General features: G+C 68.0%; 16 protein-coding genes and 1 pseudogene. 3 read left to right on the forward strand and 14 right to left on the reverse strand.

What is annotated here, in order from left to right; all coding sequences use genetic code 11:
* Positions 1-53: 53 nt before the first annotated feature.
* The 7 genes from gyrB to dnaN form a co-directional block, all read right to left on the reverse strand.
* Positions 54-2,504 carry a DNA topoisomerase (ATP-hydrolyzing) subunit B gene (gene gyrB, locus AC1RRS_RS14320; RefSeq protein WP_492855741.1) on the reverse strand — a complete coding sequence of 817 codons (2,451 nt, stop codon included), beginning with the start codon at positions 2,502-2,504 and terminating at the stop codon, positions 54-56.
* Complete coding sequence (recF, locus tag AC1RRS_RS14325; RefSeq protein WP_487290666.1) at positions 2,501-3,679, reverse strand: DNA replication/repair protein RecF; 1,179 nt, start codon at positions 3,677-3,679, stop codon at positions 2,501-2,503. Before recF ends, gyrB begins: the two co-directional genes overlap by 4 nt.
* Positions 3,680-3,736: 57 nt before the next feature.
* Positions 3,737-3,886 (reverse strand): hypothetical protein, encoded by a 150-nt coding sequence (locus AC1RRS_RS14330; protein ID WP_492855743.1) that lies wholly within the window; start codon positions 3,884-3,886, stop codon positions 3,737-3,739.
* A gap of 269 nt (positions 3,887-4,155) precedes the next feature.
* Entirely contained in the window at positions 4,156-4,533 is a 378-nt protein-coding gene (locus AC1RRS_RS14335; protein ID WP_110120413.1) for a VOC family protein, read from the reverse strand.
* A 105-nt stretch (positions 4,534-4,638) separates the two neighbouring features.
* Complete coding sequence (locus tag AC1RRS_RS14340) at positions 4,639-4,971, reverse strand: hypothetical protein (protein ID WP_492855745.1); 333 nt, start codon at positions 4,969-4,971, stop codon at positions 4,639-4,641.
* 23 nt (positions 4,972-4,994) lie between these two features.
* Positions 4,995-6,947, reverse strand: coding sequence for a S9 family peptidase (locus tag AC1RRS_RS14345; protein ID WP_492855746.1), 1,953 nt, complete (start codon positions 6,945-6,947; stop codon positions 4,995-4,997).
* Positions 6,948-7,016: 69 nt separating this feature from the next.
* Positions 7,017-8,135, reverse strand: a complete 1,119-nt coding sequence (gene dnaN / locus AC1RRS_RS14350; protein ID WP_110120418.1) for a DNA polymerase III subunit beta — start codon at positions 8,133-8,135, stop codon at positions 7,017-7,019.
* Between the two features lie 237 nt (positions 8,136-8,372).
* On the opposite strand from dnaN, the pseudogene AC1RRS_RS14355 reads away from it, so the two are divergent.
* A pseudogene (locus AC1RRS_RS14355) lies at positions 8,373-8,540 on the forward strand (DUF2061 domain-containing protein); the annotation flags it as partial.
* Positions 8,541-8,623: 83 nt separating this feature from the next.
* Here AC1RRS_RS14355 and AC1RRS_RS14360 read toward each other — a convergent pair.
* The 3 genes from AC1RRS_RS14360 to hrcA all read right to left on the reverse strand — a co-directional run bounded on the left by AC1RRS_RS14360 (position 8,624) and on the right by hrcA (position 10,840).
* Positions 8,624-9,019 (reverse strand): GIY-YIG nuclease family protein, encoded by a 396-nt coding sequence (locus AC1RRS_RS14360; RefSeq protein ID WP_492855747.1) that lies wholly within the window; start codon positions 9,017-9,019, stop codon positions 8,624-8,626.
* A gap of 116 nt (positions 9,020-9,135) precedes the next feature.
* Positions 9,136-9,750 carry a nucleotide exchange factor GrpE gene (gene grpE, locus AC1RRS_RS14365; protein ID WP_487290661.1) on the reverse strand — a complete coding sequence of 205 codons (615 nt, stop codon included), beginning with the start codon at positions 9,748-9,750 and terminating at the stop codon, positions 9,136-9,138.
* Between the two features lie 13 nt (positions 9,751-9,763).
* The gene (gene hrcA, locus AC1RRS_RS14370; RefSeq protein ID WP_110120421.1) at positions 9,764-10,840 is read right to left on the reverse strand and encodes a heat-inducible transcriptional repressor HrcA; all 1,077 of its coding nucleotides are present in this window, start codon (positions 10,838-10,840) and stop codon (positions 9,764-9,766) included.
* A 124-nt stretch (positions 10,841-10,964) separates the two neighbouring features.
* Between hrcA and rph the strand changes: the two genes are divergently transcribed.
* Positions 10,965-11,681 (forward strand): ribonuclease PH, encoded by a 717-nt coding sequence (gene rph, locus AC1RRS_RS14375; RefSeq protein WP_110120422.1) that lies wholly within the window; start codon positions 10,965-10,967, stop codon positions 11,679-11,681.
* Between the two features lie 301 nt (positions 11,682-11,982).
* Positions 11,983-12,300 (forward strand): hypothetical protein, encoded by a 318-nt coding sequence (locus AC1RRS_RS14380; RefSeq protein WP_492855749.1) that lies wholly within the window; start codon positions 11,983-11,985, stop codon positions 12,298-12,300.
* Between the two features lie 152 nt (positions 12,301-12,452).
* On the opposite strand, the gene AC1RRS_RS14385 is transcribed toward AC1RRS_RS14380, so the two are convergent.
* The 4 genes from AC1RRS_RS14385 to AC1RRS_RS14400 form a co-directional block, all read right to left on the reverse strand.
* Complete coding sequence (locus AC1RRS_RS14385; protein ID WP_492855750.1) at positions 12,453-12,776, reverse strand: hypothetical protein; 324 nt, start codon at positions 12,774-12,776, stop codon at positions 12,453-12,455.
* Between the two features lie 9 nt (positions 12,777-12,785).
* Complete coding sequence (locus AC1RRS_RS14390) at positions 12,786-13,133, reverse strand: RidA family protein (protein WP_492855751.1); 348 nt, start codon at positions 13,131-13,133, stop codon at positions 12,786-12,788.
* Positions 13,134-13,284: 151 nt separating this feature from the next.
* Positions 13,285-13,713: a thioredoxin domain-containing protein gene (locus AC1RRS_RS14395; RefSeq protein WP_492855752.1), complete on the reverse strand. Its 429-nt coding sequence runs from the start codon at positions 13,711-13,713 to the stop codon at positions 13,285-13,287.
* 230 nt (positions 13,714-13,943) lie between these two features.
* Positions 13,944-14,174 (reverse strand): helix-turn-helix domain-containing protein, encoded by a 231-nt coding sequence (locus AC1RRS_RS14400; RefSeq protein WP_110120425.1) that lies wholly within the window; start codon positions 14,172-14,174, stop codon positions 13,944-13,946.
* Positions 14,175-14,192 lie beyond the last annotated feature (18 nt).

The raw sequence follows: 14,192 nt of genomic DNA on the forward strand, positions 1-14,192 counted from the left end.
TCCCGAACCGGCCGGCTCGGGAGGGTTTTCAAGCTTGCTTCAGGCCGTGGCCGTCAGACGTCGACTTCGGCGTCCAGGGCGTTTTCCTGGATGAACTCGCGGCGCGGTTCTACCAGGTCGCCCATCAGGCGGCTGAACATGTCGTCGGCATCGTCGGCGTGGTTAACCTTGACCTGCAGCAGGGTGCGGGCGTCGACGTCGAGGGTCGTCTCCCACAGCTGGTCGGGGTTCATCTCGCCCAGACCCTTGTAGCGCTGGATGGTCAGGCCCTTGCGGCCGGCGTCGAGCACCGCCTGCACCAGGTCGAGCGGGCCACGGATCGTGGTCGACTTGTCTTTGCGGCGGAAGGTGGCGACGCCCGAGAACACCTCGGCCAGCTTGACCGCGCGTTCGGCCAGGCGGCGGGCGTCGGCGGCGTGCAGCAGCACGTCGTCGAGCACGACGCGCTCCGACACGCCGCGGCGCACGCGGCTGAAGACGAAGCCGGTGTCGCCGCGCTCGCCCGACCAGGGACCATCGCCCTCCTCGTTGTAGAGGTTCAGGCGGGCGGCGGCCTTGGCCGCGTCCGGGCTCTCGCCCAGCAGGCCGGCCAGGGCCGCCTGCTCGATGGCCGAGGCCGGGGCGCGGGTCGCCAGGCGGTCGATATTGCCCTTGGCCGAGCGGGCCAGCTGCACCAGGGCCAGCAGGTCCTGGCCGATCAGGCGCTCGCCCGAGACCAGGTCGAGTTCGGCCCCGTCGACGCCCTCGTCCACCAGGAAGGCGTCCATTTCGGCGTCGTCCTTGAGGTAGCGCGAGGACTTGCCCTTGGCGGCTTTGTAGAGCGGCGGCTGGGCGATGTAGATGTAGCCGCGCTCGATCAGCTGCGGCATCTGCCGGTAGAAGAAGGTCAGCAGCAGGGTGCGGATGTGGGCGCCGTCGACGTCGGCGTCGGTCATCAGCACGATCTTGTGGTAGCGCACCTTGTCCGGGTTGAAGTCGTCGCGGCCGATGCCGGCGCCCAGCGCCGTGATCAGCGTGCCGATCTGGTCGGACGACAGCATCTTGTCGAAGCGGGCGCGCTCGACGTTCAGGATCTTGCCGCGCAGCGGCAGGACGGCCTGGTTGTCGCGGTTGCGGGCCTGCTTGGCCGAGCCGCCGGCCGAGTCGCCCTCGACGATGAAGATTTCGGACTTGGCCGGGTCGCGCTCGGAGCAGTCGGCCAGCTTGCCGGGCAGCGAGGTGATGTCGAGCGCGCTCTTGCGGCGGGTCAGTTCGCGCGCCTTGCGGGCGGCTTCACGGGCAGCGGCCGCCTCGGCGATCTTGCTGACGATGGCCTTGGCTTCGTTCGGATGCTCCTCGAACCAGGTCGAGAGGCCTTCCTGCACCAGGTTTTCGACGGCCGGGCGCACTTCCGACGAGACCAGCTTGTCCTTGGTCTGCGAGCTGAACTTCGGATCGGGAACCTTGACCGACAGCACGCAGGTCAGGCCTTCGCGGCTGTCTTCGCCGCCCAGGTTGACCTTCTCCTTCTTCAGGATGCCGGAGCTTTCGGCGTAGTTCGAAATCACCCGGGTCAGGGCGCCGCGGAAGGCCGAAAGGTGCGTGCCGCCATCCCGCTGGGGGATGTTGTTCGTGAAGCACAGCATGTGCTCGTGGTAGCTGTCGTTCCACCACATGGCCAGATCGACCTCGACCTTGTCCTTGCGGCCCTTGACGATGATCGGGGCCTTGAGCAGCGGGGTCTTGGCCTTGTCGAGGTGGCGCACGAAGGCCTCGATGCCGCCCTCGTAGAACAGCTTCTCGACCCACGGCTCGGCGTCGCGGTTGTCCTTGAACCAGATGGTGACGCCCGAGTTCAGGAACGCCAGCTCGCGCAGGCGGTGCTCCAGGGTCTTCCGGTCGAAATCGATGAAGGCGAAGGTGTCCTTCGAGGGGAAGAAGGTCACTTCGGTGCCGGTCAGCACCTCGCCGGCCTTGGGGCCTTCGTCGCGCACCGGCGACACGCCGGTTTCCTTCAGCGAGGTCACCGCGTCGCCGCGCTCGAAGCGCATCTGGTGGACCTTGCCGTTGCGGTGGACCAGCAGTTCCAGCCAGTCCGACAGCGCGTTGACGACCGAGACGCCCACGCCGTGCAGGCCGCCCGAGACCTTGTAGCTGTTCTGGTCGAACTTACCGCCGGCGTGCAGCTGGGTCATGATGACCTCGGCCGCCGAGACGCCTTCGCCCTCGTGGATGTCGACGGGGATGCCGCGGCCGTCGTCGGTGACCGTCACCGAACCGTCGGCGTTGAGGATCACCTGGACCTTGGTGGCGTGGCCGGCCAGGGCTTCGTCGATGGCGTTGTCGACCACCTCGTAGACCATGTGGTGCAGGCCCGAACCGTCGTCGGTGTCGCCGATGTACATGCCGGGGCGCTTGCGCACCGCGTCCAGGCCCTTGAGGACCTTGATCGAGTCCGCGCCATATTCGCCGGCGACGGCTTCTTCGGGAACTTCGGGGACTTGGCCTTCGGTATTCTCGGTCATTCGTCTTCCAGAGCCGTAGACTCAATGGGGGTCAGACCGGCTTCGCTGACGCGAACGCCCAGAGCCCGACCCTTGAGATGGTCGAACAGCGACTCGTCCGTGCCGGTGAGGAAGGCCTGGAGCTTGAGCGCCGTGAGTTCGTCGGCCAGAGCCGCTCGCCGGGTGAGGTCGAGATGCGCGGCGACTTCGTCGAGCAACACTATAGGATTCGGCGCGGATTCCGCACGCGAAAGTCTCGCCGCCTGGGCCAAAACCAGGTTCAAAATCAGCGCTTTTTGCTCCCCGGTCGAGCATTCCGAGGCCGGACGGTCCTTGTCGACGTGGAACACCGCCAGATCGCCCCGGTGCGGGCCGGTCAGGGCGCGTCCGGCGGCCCCGTCGCGAGGTCGCGCGGCGGCCAAAGCCTGGGCCAATTGAAGCTCGATCTCGGCCGCGTCGGCGCCGTCTAGGGCCATCTGCTCCCAGGCCCCGGTGAGGGCCAGGCGGGCCTGCGGGAAGGGCCGGTCGCCGCGACTGTCGATCTCGGCCTGCAGCGCGGTGAGGGTCCGCGCCCGCGCCTGGACCATCAGCGCCCCGGCTCCGGCCAGCCGCGCCTCCAGCACCGTCAGCCAGGCCGGATCGGCGCTCGCCCCGCCGTCGGCGGCGTCGGTCAGCAGGCGCATGCGCTCGCGCTGGGCCTTGTCGTAGGCGTTGGCGTGGCTGGCGTGGGCGGGTTCGGCGGCGAACACCAGCCGGTCGAAGAACTTGCGGCGGTCGGAAGCCGCCTCGAGGAACAGGCGGTCCTGCGCGGGCGTCAGCCACATGGGGCGCACGTGGTCGGCCAGGCGGCCCGGCGGCACGGTCTCGCCCTCGATGCGGACGATGCGGCGCGCGGCGCCGGCAGCTTCCGTCCCCGTGCCGACCTTCAGGATCTCGCCGTCGGCCTCTTCGATCTCGGCCGCCACGGCCCAGGCCCGACCCACGGCCTCGCCCGGCTGCCGGCGCCCGACCTCGGCCAGGCTCGACCCGCGCAGGCCCTTGCCGGGCGACAGCAGACTGACGGCCTCCAGCAGGTTGGTCTTGCCCGCGCCGTTGGGGCCGAACAGGTAGACGCTGCGCCCGCCGGTCGAGAGATCGGCGCGCTCGTAGGATCGGAAGTCGGTGAGCCGCAGGCGGGCGATGGTGGCGGACGCCATGGGCGTCTCTTAAGGCAGGTCGCGCGGGACGCCAAACGCCCACCTGACCTTGGACGCCTATCCCTGCCAGCGGCGTCCGCCCGCGTGCGCCAGCAGGCGCGGCGCGCTGCGCAGGCCGTGCAGCAGGTGAGGTCCGGCGATCAGCACCAGGGCCCATGCCCCGGCGCTCAGCAGCACGACGACGATGCGGTCCCAGGCCAGGCGCATGGGGGTGTCTCCGATGGAAGCGACACCGCCGCGCTACGCTCCGATCGCGGCGGAATGGGGGCTTGGCGTAGACGTGGGAGGGTAAGGGTTTATGCCCTCGCCCCTCTTCTCCTCCCGTCATTCCCGCCCTTGTGGCGGGAAACCCTGGTTCCGCTCGCAGGTGAAGCGCCAGCGACGTGCTGAGCACGTCGCCCCATCCGTTCTTGCGGCTGACAGAGGGGTTCCCGCCACAAGGGCGGGAATGACGGGAGTTTGGTGGTGAGAGCGGGCTATTCCCCCAGCCGGTAAGCACACAGCTTGTTGCCGTCGAGATCCCGGAAATAGGCGAAGTACGCCTTCGGCATCCGCTCGCCCGGCTGGCCCTCGCACTTGCCGCCCAGCTCGATGGCCTTGGCGTGGAAGGCGTCGACCTCCTCGCGGGTGTCGAAGTCGAAGCCGCCCATCATGCCGTTGCCGATGCAGGCGGGATTGCCGTCGTACGGCCCCAGAACCCCGAACATGCCCACGCCCTTGCCGCGATAGAGTCGCCCGCCGGACGGGTGCTCGAACAGCGGCTTCATGCCGATCGAGCCCAGCAGGGCGTCGTAGAAGGCCTTGGCCTTCTCCAGGTCGTTCGAACCGACGGTCATGTAGCTGATCTTCGCCATGGCGGCCTTCTCCCGTTTTCTTATGAAACGGACGGTGGCGCGGGGCGGCGGCGGGCGTCAAGGGGCGTGGTAATCCCTACTCCGCCACAGGATTTCACCGCACATTCACCCGAAATACCCCCGCGCGACCTCCACCTCGGCCAGCCGCCACACCCCCACAGCCCCCAGCAGCACGCGGCGCATCTCGACCTCGAAGATCGTCCGGGCGACATCGCGATCGACCAGGTCGCGCACAGCAGCCTCGAACGGCGCATCCGGCGCGATCGCCCGATGCACAGCCGAGTTCATGACCGCCAGGTCCACGGCCGCCTCCAGAGATGCGAAAGCCACGGCGACCGCCTCCGACCGCTCGAACCAGGTCGCGCAGCCGGAAAAGTCGATCGCCTCCCACAGGGTCAGCATGCGGTCGAAGAGGTCGTCGAAGCGCTCCTCGCGCAACAGGCCCGCCGGACCTCCCCGGCTCACTGCGCCTGGCCGGTCCCCAGCACCTGCTCCAGGAACTGGGTCTCGACCTCGCGGCGGCGGTCGTTGTTGACCTTCTTGAGGAAGCCGTGGCCCTCGTCCTTGAACTGCACGTACCAGGTCGGAACGCCCTTCTCGCGCAGCTTCTCGACCACCTGGTCGGACTCCGATTTCGGCACGCGCGGGTCGTTCCAGCCCTGCATGACCAGCATCGGCTTGGTGATCTTGCCCACGTTGTTCAGCGGCGAGATGGTCTCGAAGGCCTTCAGCATCTTCGGGTCGCGCTCGTCGCCGTATTCGACGCGGCGAAGATCCCGGCGATAGGCCTCGGTGTTCTTCAGGAACGAGACGAAATTGCTGATGCCGTAGCGCTCGACCCCGCCGGCCAGGCGGTCGGAATAGTGGGTCATCACCGCCAGCGACATGTAGCCGCCGTAGGACTGGCCGTAGACCACCACGCGGCTGGGATCGAGGTCGGGCTGGGTCTTGATCCAGTCCAGCAGCGCGCCGATGTCCTTGACCGAGTCCTCGCGCTTTTCGGCGTTGTCGAGGTCGAGATAGGTCTTGCCGTAGCCCGAGGAGCCGCGAACGTTGGTGACGATCACCGCCGCGCCGAGCTCGGCCACCGTGTGCTGGTGGAAGGCGTTGAACACCGGCCGCGACTGGCCTTCCGGACCGCCGTGGATGTCGATAATCACCGGGGCCTTCTTACCCGCCGCCAGCTTGGGCTTGTAGACGAAGGCCGGGATCGAGCGCTTGTCGAACGAGGGGAAGCGCACCAGCTCCGGCGCGACCAGGGCCGCGGGGTCCAGGCCGCCCAGTTCCGAGGCCGTCCAGCGCGTCACCTGGCCGCTCGCCACGTCGAGGCTCCAGGCGTCGCTGGAGGTGGTGGGCGTGGCCAGGGAGAAGCCGATCTTCGAACCGTCGGCCGAAAAGGCCAGGTTCGACACCACGCCGCCCGGCAGCTCCGGCTGCGGCAGGGCGCGGCGGGTGCGGAAGTCCTGCACCACCAGCTTCGAATAGCCGTCCTCGTTGACGACATAGGCCAGGACGCGGCCGTCGCCCGACAGCTTGAAGTCCTCGACGTCCCAGGGCCGCTCGCCCGAGACCAGGGCCTTCTTGCCGGTCGCCAGGTCGAACTCGACCAGCCGCATGAAGTCCGAGCCCTCGTCCGACAGCATCAGCACCGACTTGCCGCCGGGCGTGAACACGCCGCCGTCGTAGGCGACCTTGCCTTTGGTCGGGTTCAGTTCGGTGGTCTTGCCGGTGGCCACGTCCAGCAGCCAGCGCTTGGACTGGCCGATCGAGAAATAGCGGCCCAGCAGCACGGTTTTGCCGTCGGGCGAGACGTCGATCGGCGAGACCTGGCCCTCGCCCTGGAAGATCACACGGCGGCCGCCTGGGGCGGAGGGATCACGCAGCACGATGTCGTAATTGGCCGAGCCCTTGGCCGCCCGGCTCCAGACCAGCACCTTGCCGTCGCCCGACCAGGCCGGCGACTGGTTGCGGGTCCCGGCTTCCGTCAGCTGGGTCTCCTTGCCCGAGGCGTCGCGGACGAACAGCTGGAACCACTCGTCGCCGCCGGTGTCCTTGGAGAACAGGATCTCTCCGGTGGGCAAGGTATGGACGCCGCTGACCGGCTCGTCGTGGAAGGTCAGCTGGCTGCGGTCGGCGCCGGGGCCGGCCACCTTGTGGATCTGGTTGGTGTTGCCAAAGCGCGTGACGATCAGCATGCCGCCGTCGGCCGCCCAGTCCTGGAAGGCCCCGCTACGGGCGTTCTGGTAGCGCGCCAGGCCCTCGCGGATCGACGGATCGGCGACCGGCACGTTCTCGAGGATCTGATTGCCGATCTCGCGGCGCTCGACGGGGGTGGTCCCCGATTGGGCTTGGGCCAGCACCGGCCCGCCGGCCAGGATCAGGACGGCGATCGAGGCGCCGAACATGGATTTCATCACGATGGACATCCCTCAAAGCAAAACGGGCGCCCCTTAGGGCGCCCGTTCCAGTTCAGAACCGCGCGATCAGACCCGCAGCGGCATCAGCACGTACTTCACGCCCGGATCGACCGGGTCGACCACCAGGGTGGGCGAGGCCGGGTCGGCGAAGCGGAACTCGGCCTGCGGGCCGGCGATCTGGCCGCAGACGTCGAGCAGGTAGCGGGCGTTGAAGCCGATTTCGAAGGGCTCGCCGTCGTAGTCGACCTCGACCTCTTCCACGGCCTGGCCGGCTTCCATGTTGCGGACGGTCAGGGTGATGCGGCCCGGCTCGATGGCCAGCTTCACCGAACGGCTCTTCTCGGCCGAGATGGTGGCCACCCGGTCGACGGCCTTGGCGAAGAGGTCGTTGTCCAGGGTCAGGATCTTGGCGTTGTCCTTGGGGATCACGCGCATGTAGTCGGGGAACGAGCCGTCGATGACCTTGGAGGTCAGGGCGGCGCGGCCGAACTCGAAGCGGACCTTCTGGGGCGAGACCTGCAGGTCGATCGACTCGCCGGCGTCTTCCAGCAGACGACGGGCCTCGGCGATGGTCTTGCGCGGCACGATCACGCCCGGCAGGCCGGCCGAGCCCTCGGGGGCCGGCATCTCGGCCAGGGCCAGGCGGTGGCCGTCGGTGGCCACGGCGCGCAGCTTGGTCTCGCCGCCCTCGTTGACCGTGTGCAGGTAGAGGCCGTTCAGATAGTAGCGGGTCTCTTCGGTCGAGATCGCGAAGCGGGTCTTGTCGATCAGGCGCATCAGTTCGTTGACGTCGACGGCGATGCGGCCCGACAGGCCCTCGTTGCTCATCACCGGGAAGTCGCCGGCCGGCAGCACCGGCAGGTTGAAGCGCGAGCGGCCGGTCTGGATGACCAGACGCGGGTCGTCGCCCGAGAAGCTGAGCGACACGTCCGAGCCGTCGGGCAGCTTGCGGACGATCTCGTACAGGGTATGGGCCGGGGCGGTGATCTGGCCGGGCACGTCGATCTGGGCCAGGCCCTCGTCGATGATCTCCATGTCGAGATCGGTGGCCGAGAACGAAAGCGTGTCGCCATCCGCCGACAGCAGGATGTTGGACAGGATCGGGATCGTGTTGCGCCGCTCGACGACGCTCTGCACGTGACCCAGCGCCTTCAGCAGCGCCGCCCGCTCGATGGTAAGCTTCATTTCTCGGTCCAGGCTGGACGCGGAACCGTCGTCGTCAAGAGAATCCCCCCGAGCGCCCGCCCCGTCGTCAATGGACCACGGACATTACCGTAATCGGCCGGCGGGGGAAGAGCCCGTGCGGCGTTTGAGACAGGCCAGGGCTGTGGATCCGGTGGGCGACCTGTCGAAAACCGCTCCCCTTGATCGGTTTCGCCGATAGCTTATATTGATAATCAATCGCAACTAAGGCTGAAAGCCATGCGCCTCGCCCTGAAGACCGCCACCTACGCCACCATGCACCTGACCGTGGCCATCGCCGTCGCCTACGCCCTGACCCGCGACTGGCGCATCGCGCTCGCGGTGGGGATCGTCGAACCGATGGTCCAGACCGTGGCCTTCAACCTGCATGAGCGGGTGTGGAGCAAGGTGGGGAAAGAGAAGGCGGCAGCGTGAGGGACCGCCTCCAACCATCTTTGTCATCCCGGCCGGGGTGACGATGAAAAGAAGGGTCAGTCCCTCCGCATCCACGTCAGCGTCCCAGGATCACCCGGCGCCAGGAAGTCCGCTTCGGTCTCCCAGGGAAAGCGCTCCTCGCCCATCAACCCCGGCCACAGGTCCTTCCAGTCAGGATTGCGCGCCTCGATCAGGTCGATCTTCCACGCGCGCAGCCAACGCTTGAGTCGCTTCTCGCGATCGATAGCGTCGCGCACGTCGTCGAAACCCTCGAACCAGACGAGGCGACGACAGTTGTAGCGCTTGGTGAAGCCGTCCTTGTCGCCGGTGCGGTGCTGCAGGACACGGGTCGGAAGGTCCGAGGTCACGCCCACATAGATCACGCCGCGTTTGCGGTTCGACATTATGTAGACGAAATAGACCGCCTCAATCATGGGTTGATGCTCACCCATGAGAGGCTGGTTGTCATGGCCGGCGTGGGAGATCCCGGCGCTTCGCTACGCTACGGCCGGGATGACAATTTATCAGATGAAGAAAAGGCCCCCTCCTTTCGGAGAGGGCCTCTTCATCAAGCCTTGGTGTCGAACGACCCGCCCGACTCTTCGCCGGAAGCCGCGTACGGATTGGCGGCGGCGGCCGGCTCGGCCGGGGCCGGGCCGGTGGAGCCCTTGGCGGCGACGGCCACCATGGCCGGGCGCACGAGGCGGCCCAGCAGTTCGTAGCCGACCTGCAGCACCGCGACGACGCCGCCGGCGGCGACTTCGTCCGAGGGCTGCTCCATCACCGCCTGGTGCAGGTGGGGATCGAACTTCTCGCCCTTGGTCGGGTCGACCTTCTTGAGGCCGTTGCGCTCGAAGGCCGCCTGCAGCTCCTTCTCGGTCATCTCGACGCCGACGATGAAGTTCTTCACCGCCGCGTCCTGCGAATCACGCGGGCTGGCCGCGGTGGCGCGCGACAGGTTGTCGGCCGCGCCCAGCAGGTCGCGGGCGAACTTCTGGATCGCGTAGGCGCGGGCGTCGTTCATCTCGCGCTCGGCGCGGCGCTTGACGTTCTCGGCCTCGGCCGCATAGCGCAGCGCCTGGTCCTTCATCGCCGCGATCTCGGCCTTCAGGGCCTCGATTTCCTGGGCGGCGTCCTCGGCTTCGAAAGCGACGTCTTCGGCCGGCGTCTGCTCGTCGGTCATTTCCAAACAGTCCTCATCCATCGATCATCCGGCCGAGCACGCGGGCGGTATAGTCCACCAGCGGGATCACCCGGGCATAGTTCAAACGCGTGGGGCCGATCACGCCGATCGCGCCCAGCACCTTCTGTCGCCCCGTCATATAGGGCGCCGCGATCACGGAGGAACCCGAAAGCGAAAAGAGTCGCGTCTCGGCCCCGATGAAGATGCGCACGCCCTCGGCGTCGCGCACGTCGTCGAGCAGGCCGATCAGCTGGCCCTTCTGCTCCAGGTCGTCGAACAGCTGGCGCACCCGCTCCAGGTCCTCGCGGGCGCCGCCCTCGGCCAGCAGGTTGGCGCGGCCGCGGACGATCAGGGCCCGCTCGGCCCCCTCCCCGCCGCCCCAGGCGGCCAGGCCGTCCTCGACCAGGCGGGCGGCGGTCTCGTCCAGCTGGCGGCGGGCCGTCTCCAGCTCGGCGCGGATCTCGTCCTTGGCCTCGGTCAGGGTGCGGCCGCGCAGGCGGGCGTTGAGGAAGTTCGACGCCTCCTGGAAGGCCGAGGGCGTCAGCCCCGCCCCGCCGCGCATCAGCCGGTTCTCGACCGTGCCGTCCTCGAACACCATCACCGCCAGGGTCTGGCCGCCGCCCAGGGAGACGAACTCCACGTGCTTGACCCCGCCTTCGCGGACCGGGGTGACGACGATGCCGGCCCCGCCGGCCAGGCCCGACAGGATGGCCGAGGCCTCGTTCAGCGCCTCCTCGAAGGTGCGGCCCTTGGCGTAGAGGCGGCTTTCGATCTCGCGCCGCTCGTCCTCGCCGACGTCGCCGACCTCCAGAAAGCCGTCGACGAACATCCTAAGGCCCGCATGCGTCGGCATCCGCCCGGCGCTGGTGTGCGGACTGTCGAGCAGACCCAGCTGCGCCAGGTCCTGCATGGTGTTGCGGATCGAGGCCGGCGACAGCTGGATGCCGCCGCGCGACAGCGTGCGCGAGCCCACCGGCTCGCCGGTCTCCAGATAGGCCTCTACGACCCGGCGAAAGATGTCGCGGGCGCGGGCGTCCAGCTCGGTCAGGCCGGGCGTCCGAGCGATCGGTCCCGGAAAAAGCTGTGTCATGGCCCTTGGAGATAGGGTTGAGGGGCGAAAAAATCGAGCGGGGACTTGGAGGTTCCCGTCCGGGGGAGGATAAGCGGCGCCTTCAACCACGACTAGCCCCCGCCAACCAGACCGGAGTTTCCGAATGCGTCCGTCCGAACGCGCCCCCGACCAACTGCGCGCCGTCACGCTGGAAACCGGCGTCAACCGCTACGCCGAGGGCTCGTGCCTGATCGGCTTTGGCCACACCAAGGTGCTGGTCACCGCCACCGTCGAGGAGAACGTCCCCGGCTGGATGCGCAACAAGGGCGCCGGCTGGGTCACGGCCGAATACGGCATGCTGCCCCGCGCCACCCACACCCGCGGCCGCCGCGAGGCCGCCGCCGGCAAGCAGACCGGCCGCACCCAGGAAATCCAACGCCTGATCGGCCGCTCCCTGCGCGCCGTCGTCGACCTCAAGGCCCTGGGCGAGCGCCAGATCAGCCTCGACTGCGACGTCATCCAGGCCGACGGCGGCACCCGCACCGCCGCCATCACCGGCGCCTGGGTCGCCCTGCGTCTGGCGACCAACTACCTGCTGGAAGAGGGCGTGCTGAAGGCCGACCCGATCCTGGGCCAGGTGGCCGCCATCTCCTGCGGCGTGTTCAAGGACACCCCGGTCCTCGACCTCGACTACGAGGAAGACAGCAACGCCGAGGCCGACGGCAACTTCGTGCTGACCGGCGGCGGCGAGATCGTCGAGATCCAGGCCACCGGCGAAAAGCGCGGCTTCACCCGCGGCGAGTTCGACACCCTGTTCGGCCTGGCCGAAAAGGGCATCGGCGAACTGTTCGAATTCCAGCGCGCGGCGATCGGCAAGTAAGGGGGCTACCCTTTCCTTCGCTCCCGTCATTCCCGCCCTTGTGGCGGGAAACCCTGGTTCCGTTCGCACGTGAGGCGCCAGCGGCGTGCTGAGCACGCTGCCCCACCCGCACCTGCGACTGAGTAGAGGGGTTCCCGCCACAGGGGCAGGTGTTGACCCAGAACGACACTTGCCCGCGACAGCGATCGGATGCTCCAAAACAGGCGACAGGGCGCCTTCGGTTAGCGACCCATGTTGGCCGTCGTAGCCGTCTGCTTGTCCCGCTCCGGCGACTGCACCATTGTCGCCAATGGTGAGGACCATGAACGCTCAGCTTGTCAAAAGCGCCCAACGGTATGCGTTAGCAGTCGCGACGGGCTTTGTAAGCGGCTTCGCGGCGGCGATCCTGGCGCTGCTTATCTCCGGCAATACCTACAGCCTGCATCTCCCCGAGTGGAGCATTTGGCTGCCCCTCCCAATCGTACCGGGATTGTCATTGGTGACGCTGAACAAGGCCTTGAGCCCGGCCAGCAGGACCAATCGCATCGCAGCGGCCATGATTTTCGTTGTCGCGGCGTTCTCAGGCATCTGGCTTCTAGCAGTGTTGATAGCCCGCGCCGATCACGGCGGAGTCGGATAACCACCCTCAACTGAGACCAATTCTGCCCGCTTCAGCGCTGGTCGTCGGTAGCGGGGGAGGTTCTCGCCACAAGGGCGAGAATGACGGGAGTTTAGGGCGCGCCACCACCTTAACTTCGTCCACGCAGCCTGGATTCGCCAACCGCGCCGACTTCAGTCCCGCCAGAACCAGACTTCGAATTCGACGCCGTCCTCGACCGTCATCGACCGGTAGTTCTGCCTGGCCTGTTCGGCCGCGGCGTCGGCTCGCGCCGGGAGATCGCCCGCCATGCGGTCCAGGTCGTCGCTGTCGATGTGGAAGCCCCACTCGGGCCTTGGCGTCCAACCGCTGTCGCACGTCGCATCGATGGTCGAAACAGACAGGCCGCGCGATCGGCAAAGCTCGATCAGCGCCGTCATCCGCTCGAACGACAGGCGACCGGAGCCCTTCGCGGTGAGCGCGGCGGCGATGGCGGTCTCCAGGTCAGCCGTGAGCATGACCGCCCCCTACCGCGCCGCCACCACCGTGATCTCCACGGCGTAGCCCGGATCGGCCAGCCGCGCCTCGACCGTCGTGCGGGCCGGCGGGTTTTCGGGATCGACCCAGGCGTCCCAGGCCGCGTTCATGGCGTCGATCTGACCGATGTCGGCCAGATGGATAGTGGCGCTGAGCAGGCGCGCCTTGCTGGATCCCGCCTGGGCCAGGGTGTCGTCGATCTGGGCCAAGACTTCGCGCGTCTGCTCCAGCACCGAGCCGCCCACGGTCTCCTCGGCGACGTGGCCCGACAGGAACACCACGCCGTTGAAGACCACCGCGTCGCTCCACCGCGCCGCCTTGCCGATACGCTCGATCATTTTCGGGTCTTTCTCATGTCTCCCTTCCCCCTCGATGGGGGAAGGGTCGGGGATGGGGGTGACCTGCTGAGCGAGCCGCGGCGCACGGCCGCCGCCGTATCACCCCCACCCCTGCCCCTCCCCCATCAAGGGGGAGGGGTCAAGACGTCGCCTAAGCCAGGGCCCGGGTCGTCCAGTCGACGATCTGCGGCGCGCTCATCAGGCCGGCCTGGCGGGCGACCACCGCGTTGTCGCGAAACAGGATCAGGGCCGGGATGCCGCTGACGCCCAGGGCCGAAGCCGGCGCGGGATGAGCCTCGGAGTTCAGCTTCAGCAGGCGCACGCGGGGCTCCAGCTTGCCGGCGGCGGCCGCGTAGTTGGGCGCCATGGCCCGGCACGGCCCGCACCACGGAGCCCAGACGTCGAGCAGCACGGCCGCCCCTTGAGTCAGGCGGCGATGGCGGTCGAGGCCGGCGGCGTCGACCTCGATGGGCGTCGCGGTGAACAGGGCGCTCTTGCAGCGCCCGCACTTGCCGGCGCCGGGGTCGCGGTCTTGCGGCAGGCGGTTGGCCGCTCCGCAGGATGGACAGACGATTTGCATGGCCAGCAGGTGTGGCGCGGCGGCCCTCGCCGCAAGGGCCGTCTTTAGGTCGGATAGACGTTCACCAGCCCGAGCTCATTTTTCACCGAGCATCCCCGCGAAGGCGGGGACCCAAGCCGAGGCTGGGATCGATCCACGGTCGCGCCTAATCCTGAAAACCAGCTTGGGTCCCCGCCTTCGCGGGGAGACACGGAGTTGAAGGTCGCGAACAACTGAACGCCGATCCACCCTCAGTCCTCGTCGTGGCCCTCGCCCGGCCCGTGCTCGAAGGTCATCAGGTCGCCCGGCTGGCAATTGAGCTCGCGGCACAGGGCGTCCAGCGTCGAGAAGCGGATGGCCCGCGCCTTGCCGGTCTTCAGGATCGACAGGTTGGCGATAGTCACCCCGACGCGGTCGGACAGCTCGGTCAGCGACATGCGGCGTTCCAGCAGCACGCGGTCGAGATTGACGCGGATGGACATGGCGAGACGAACTCCGCG

This window comes from Caulobacter sp. GW821-FHT12A07 (assembly GCF_058807655.1).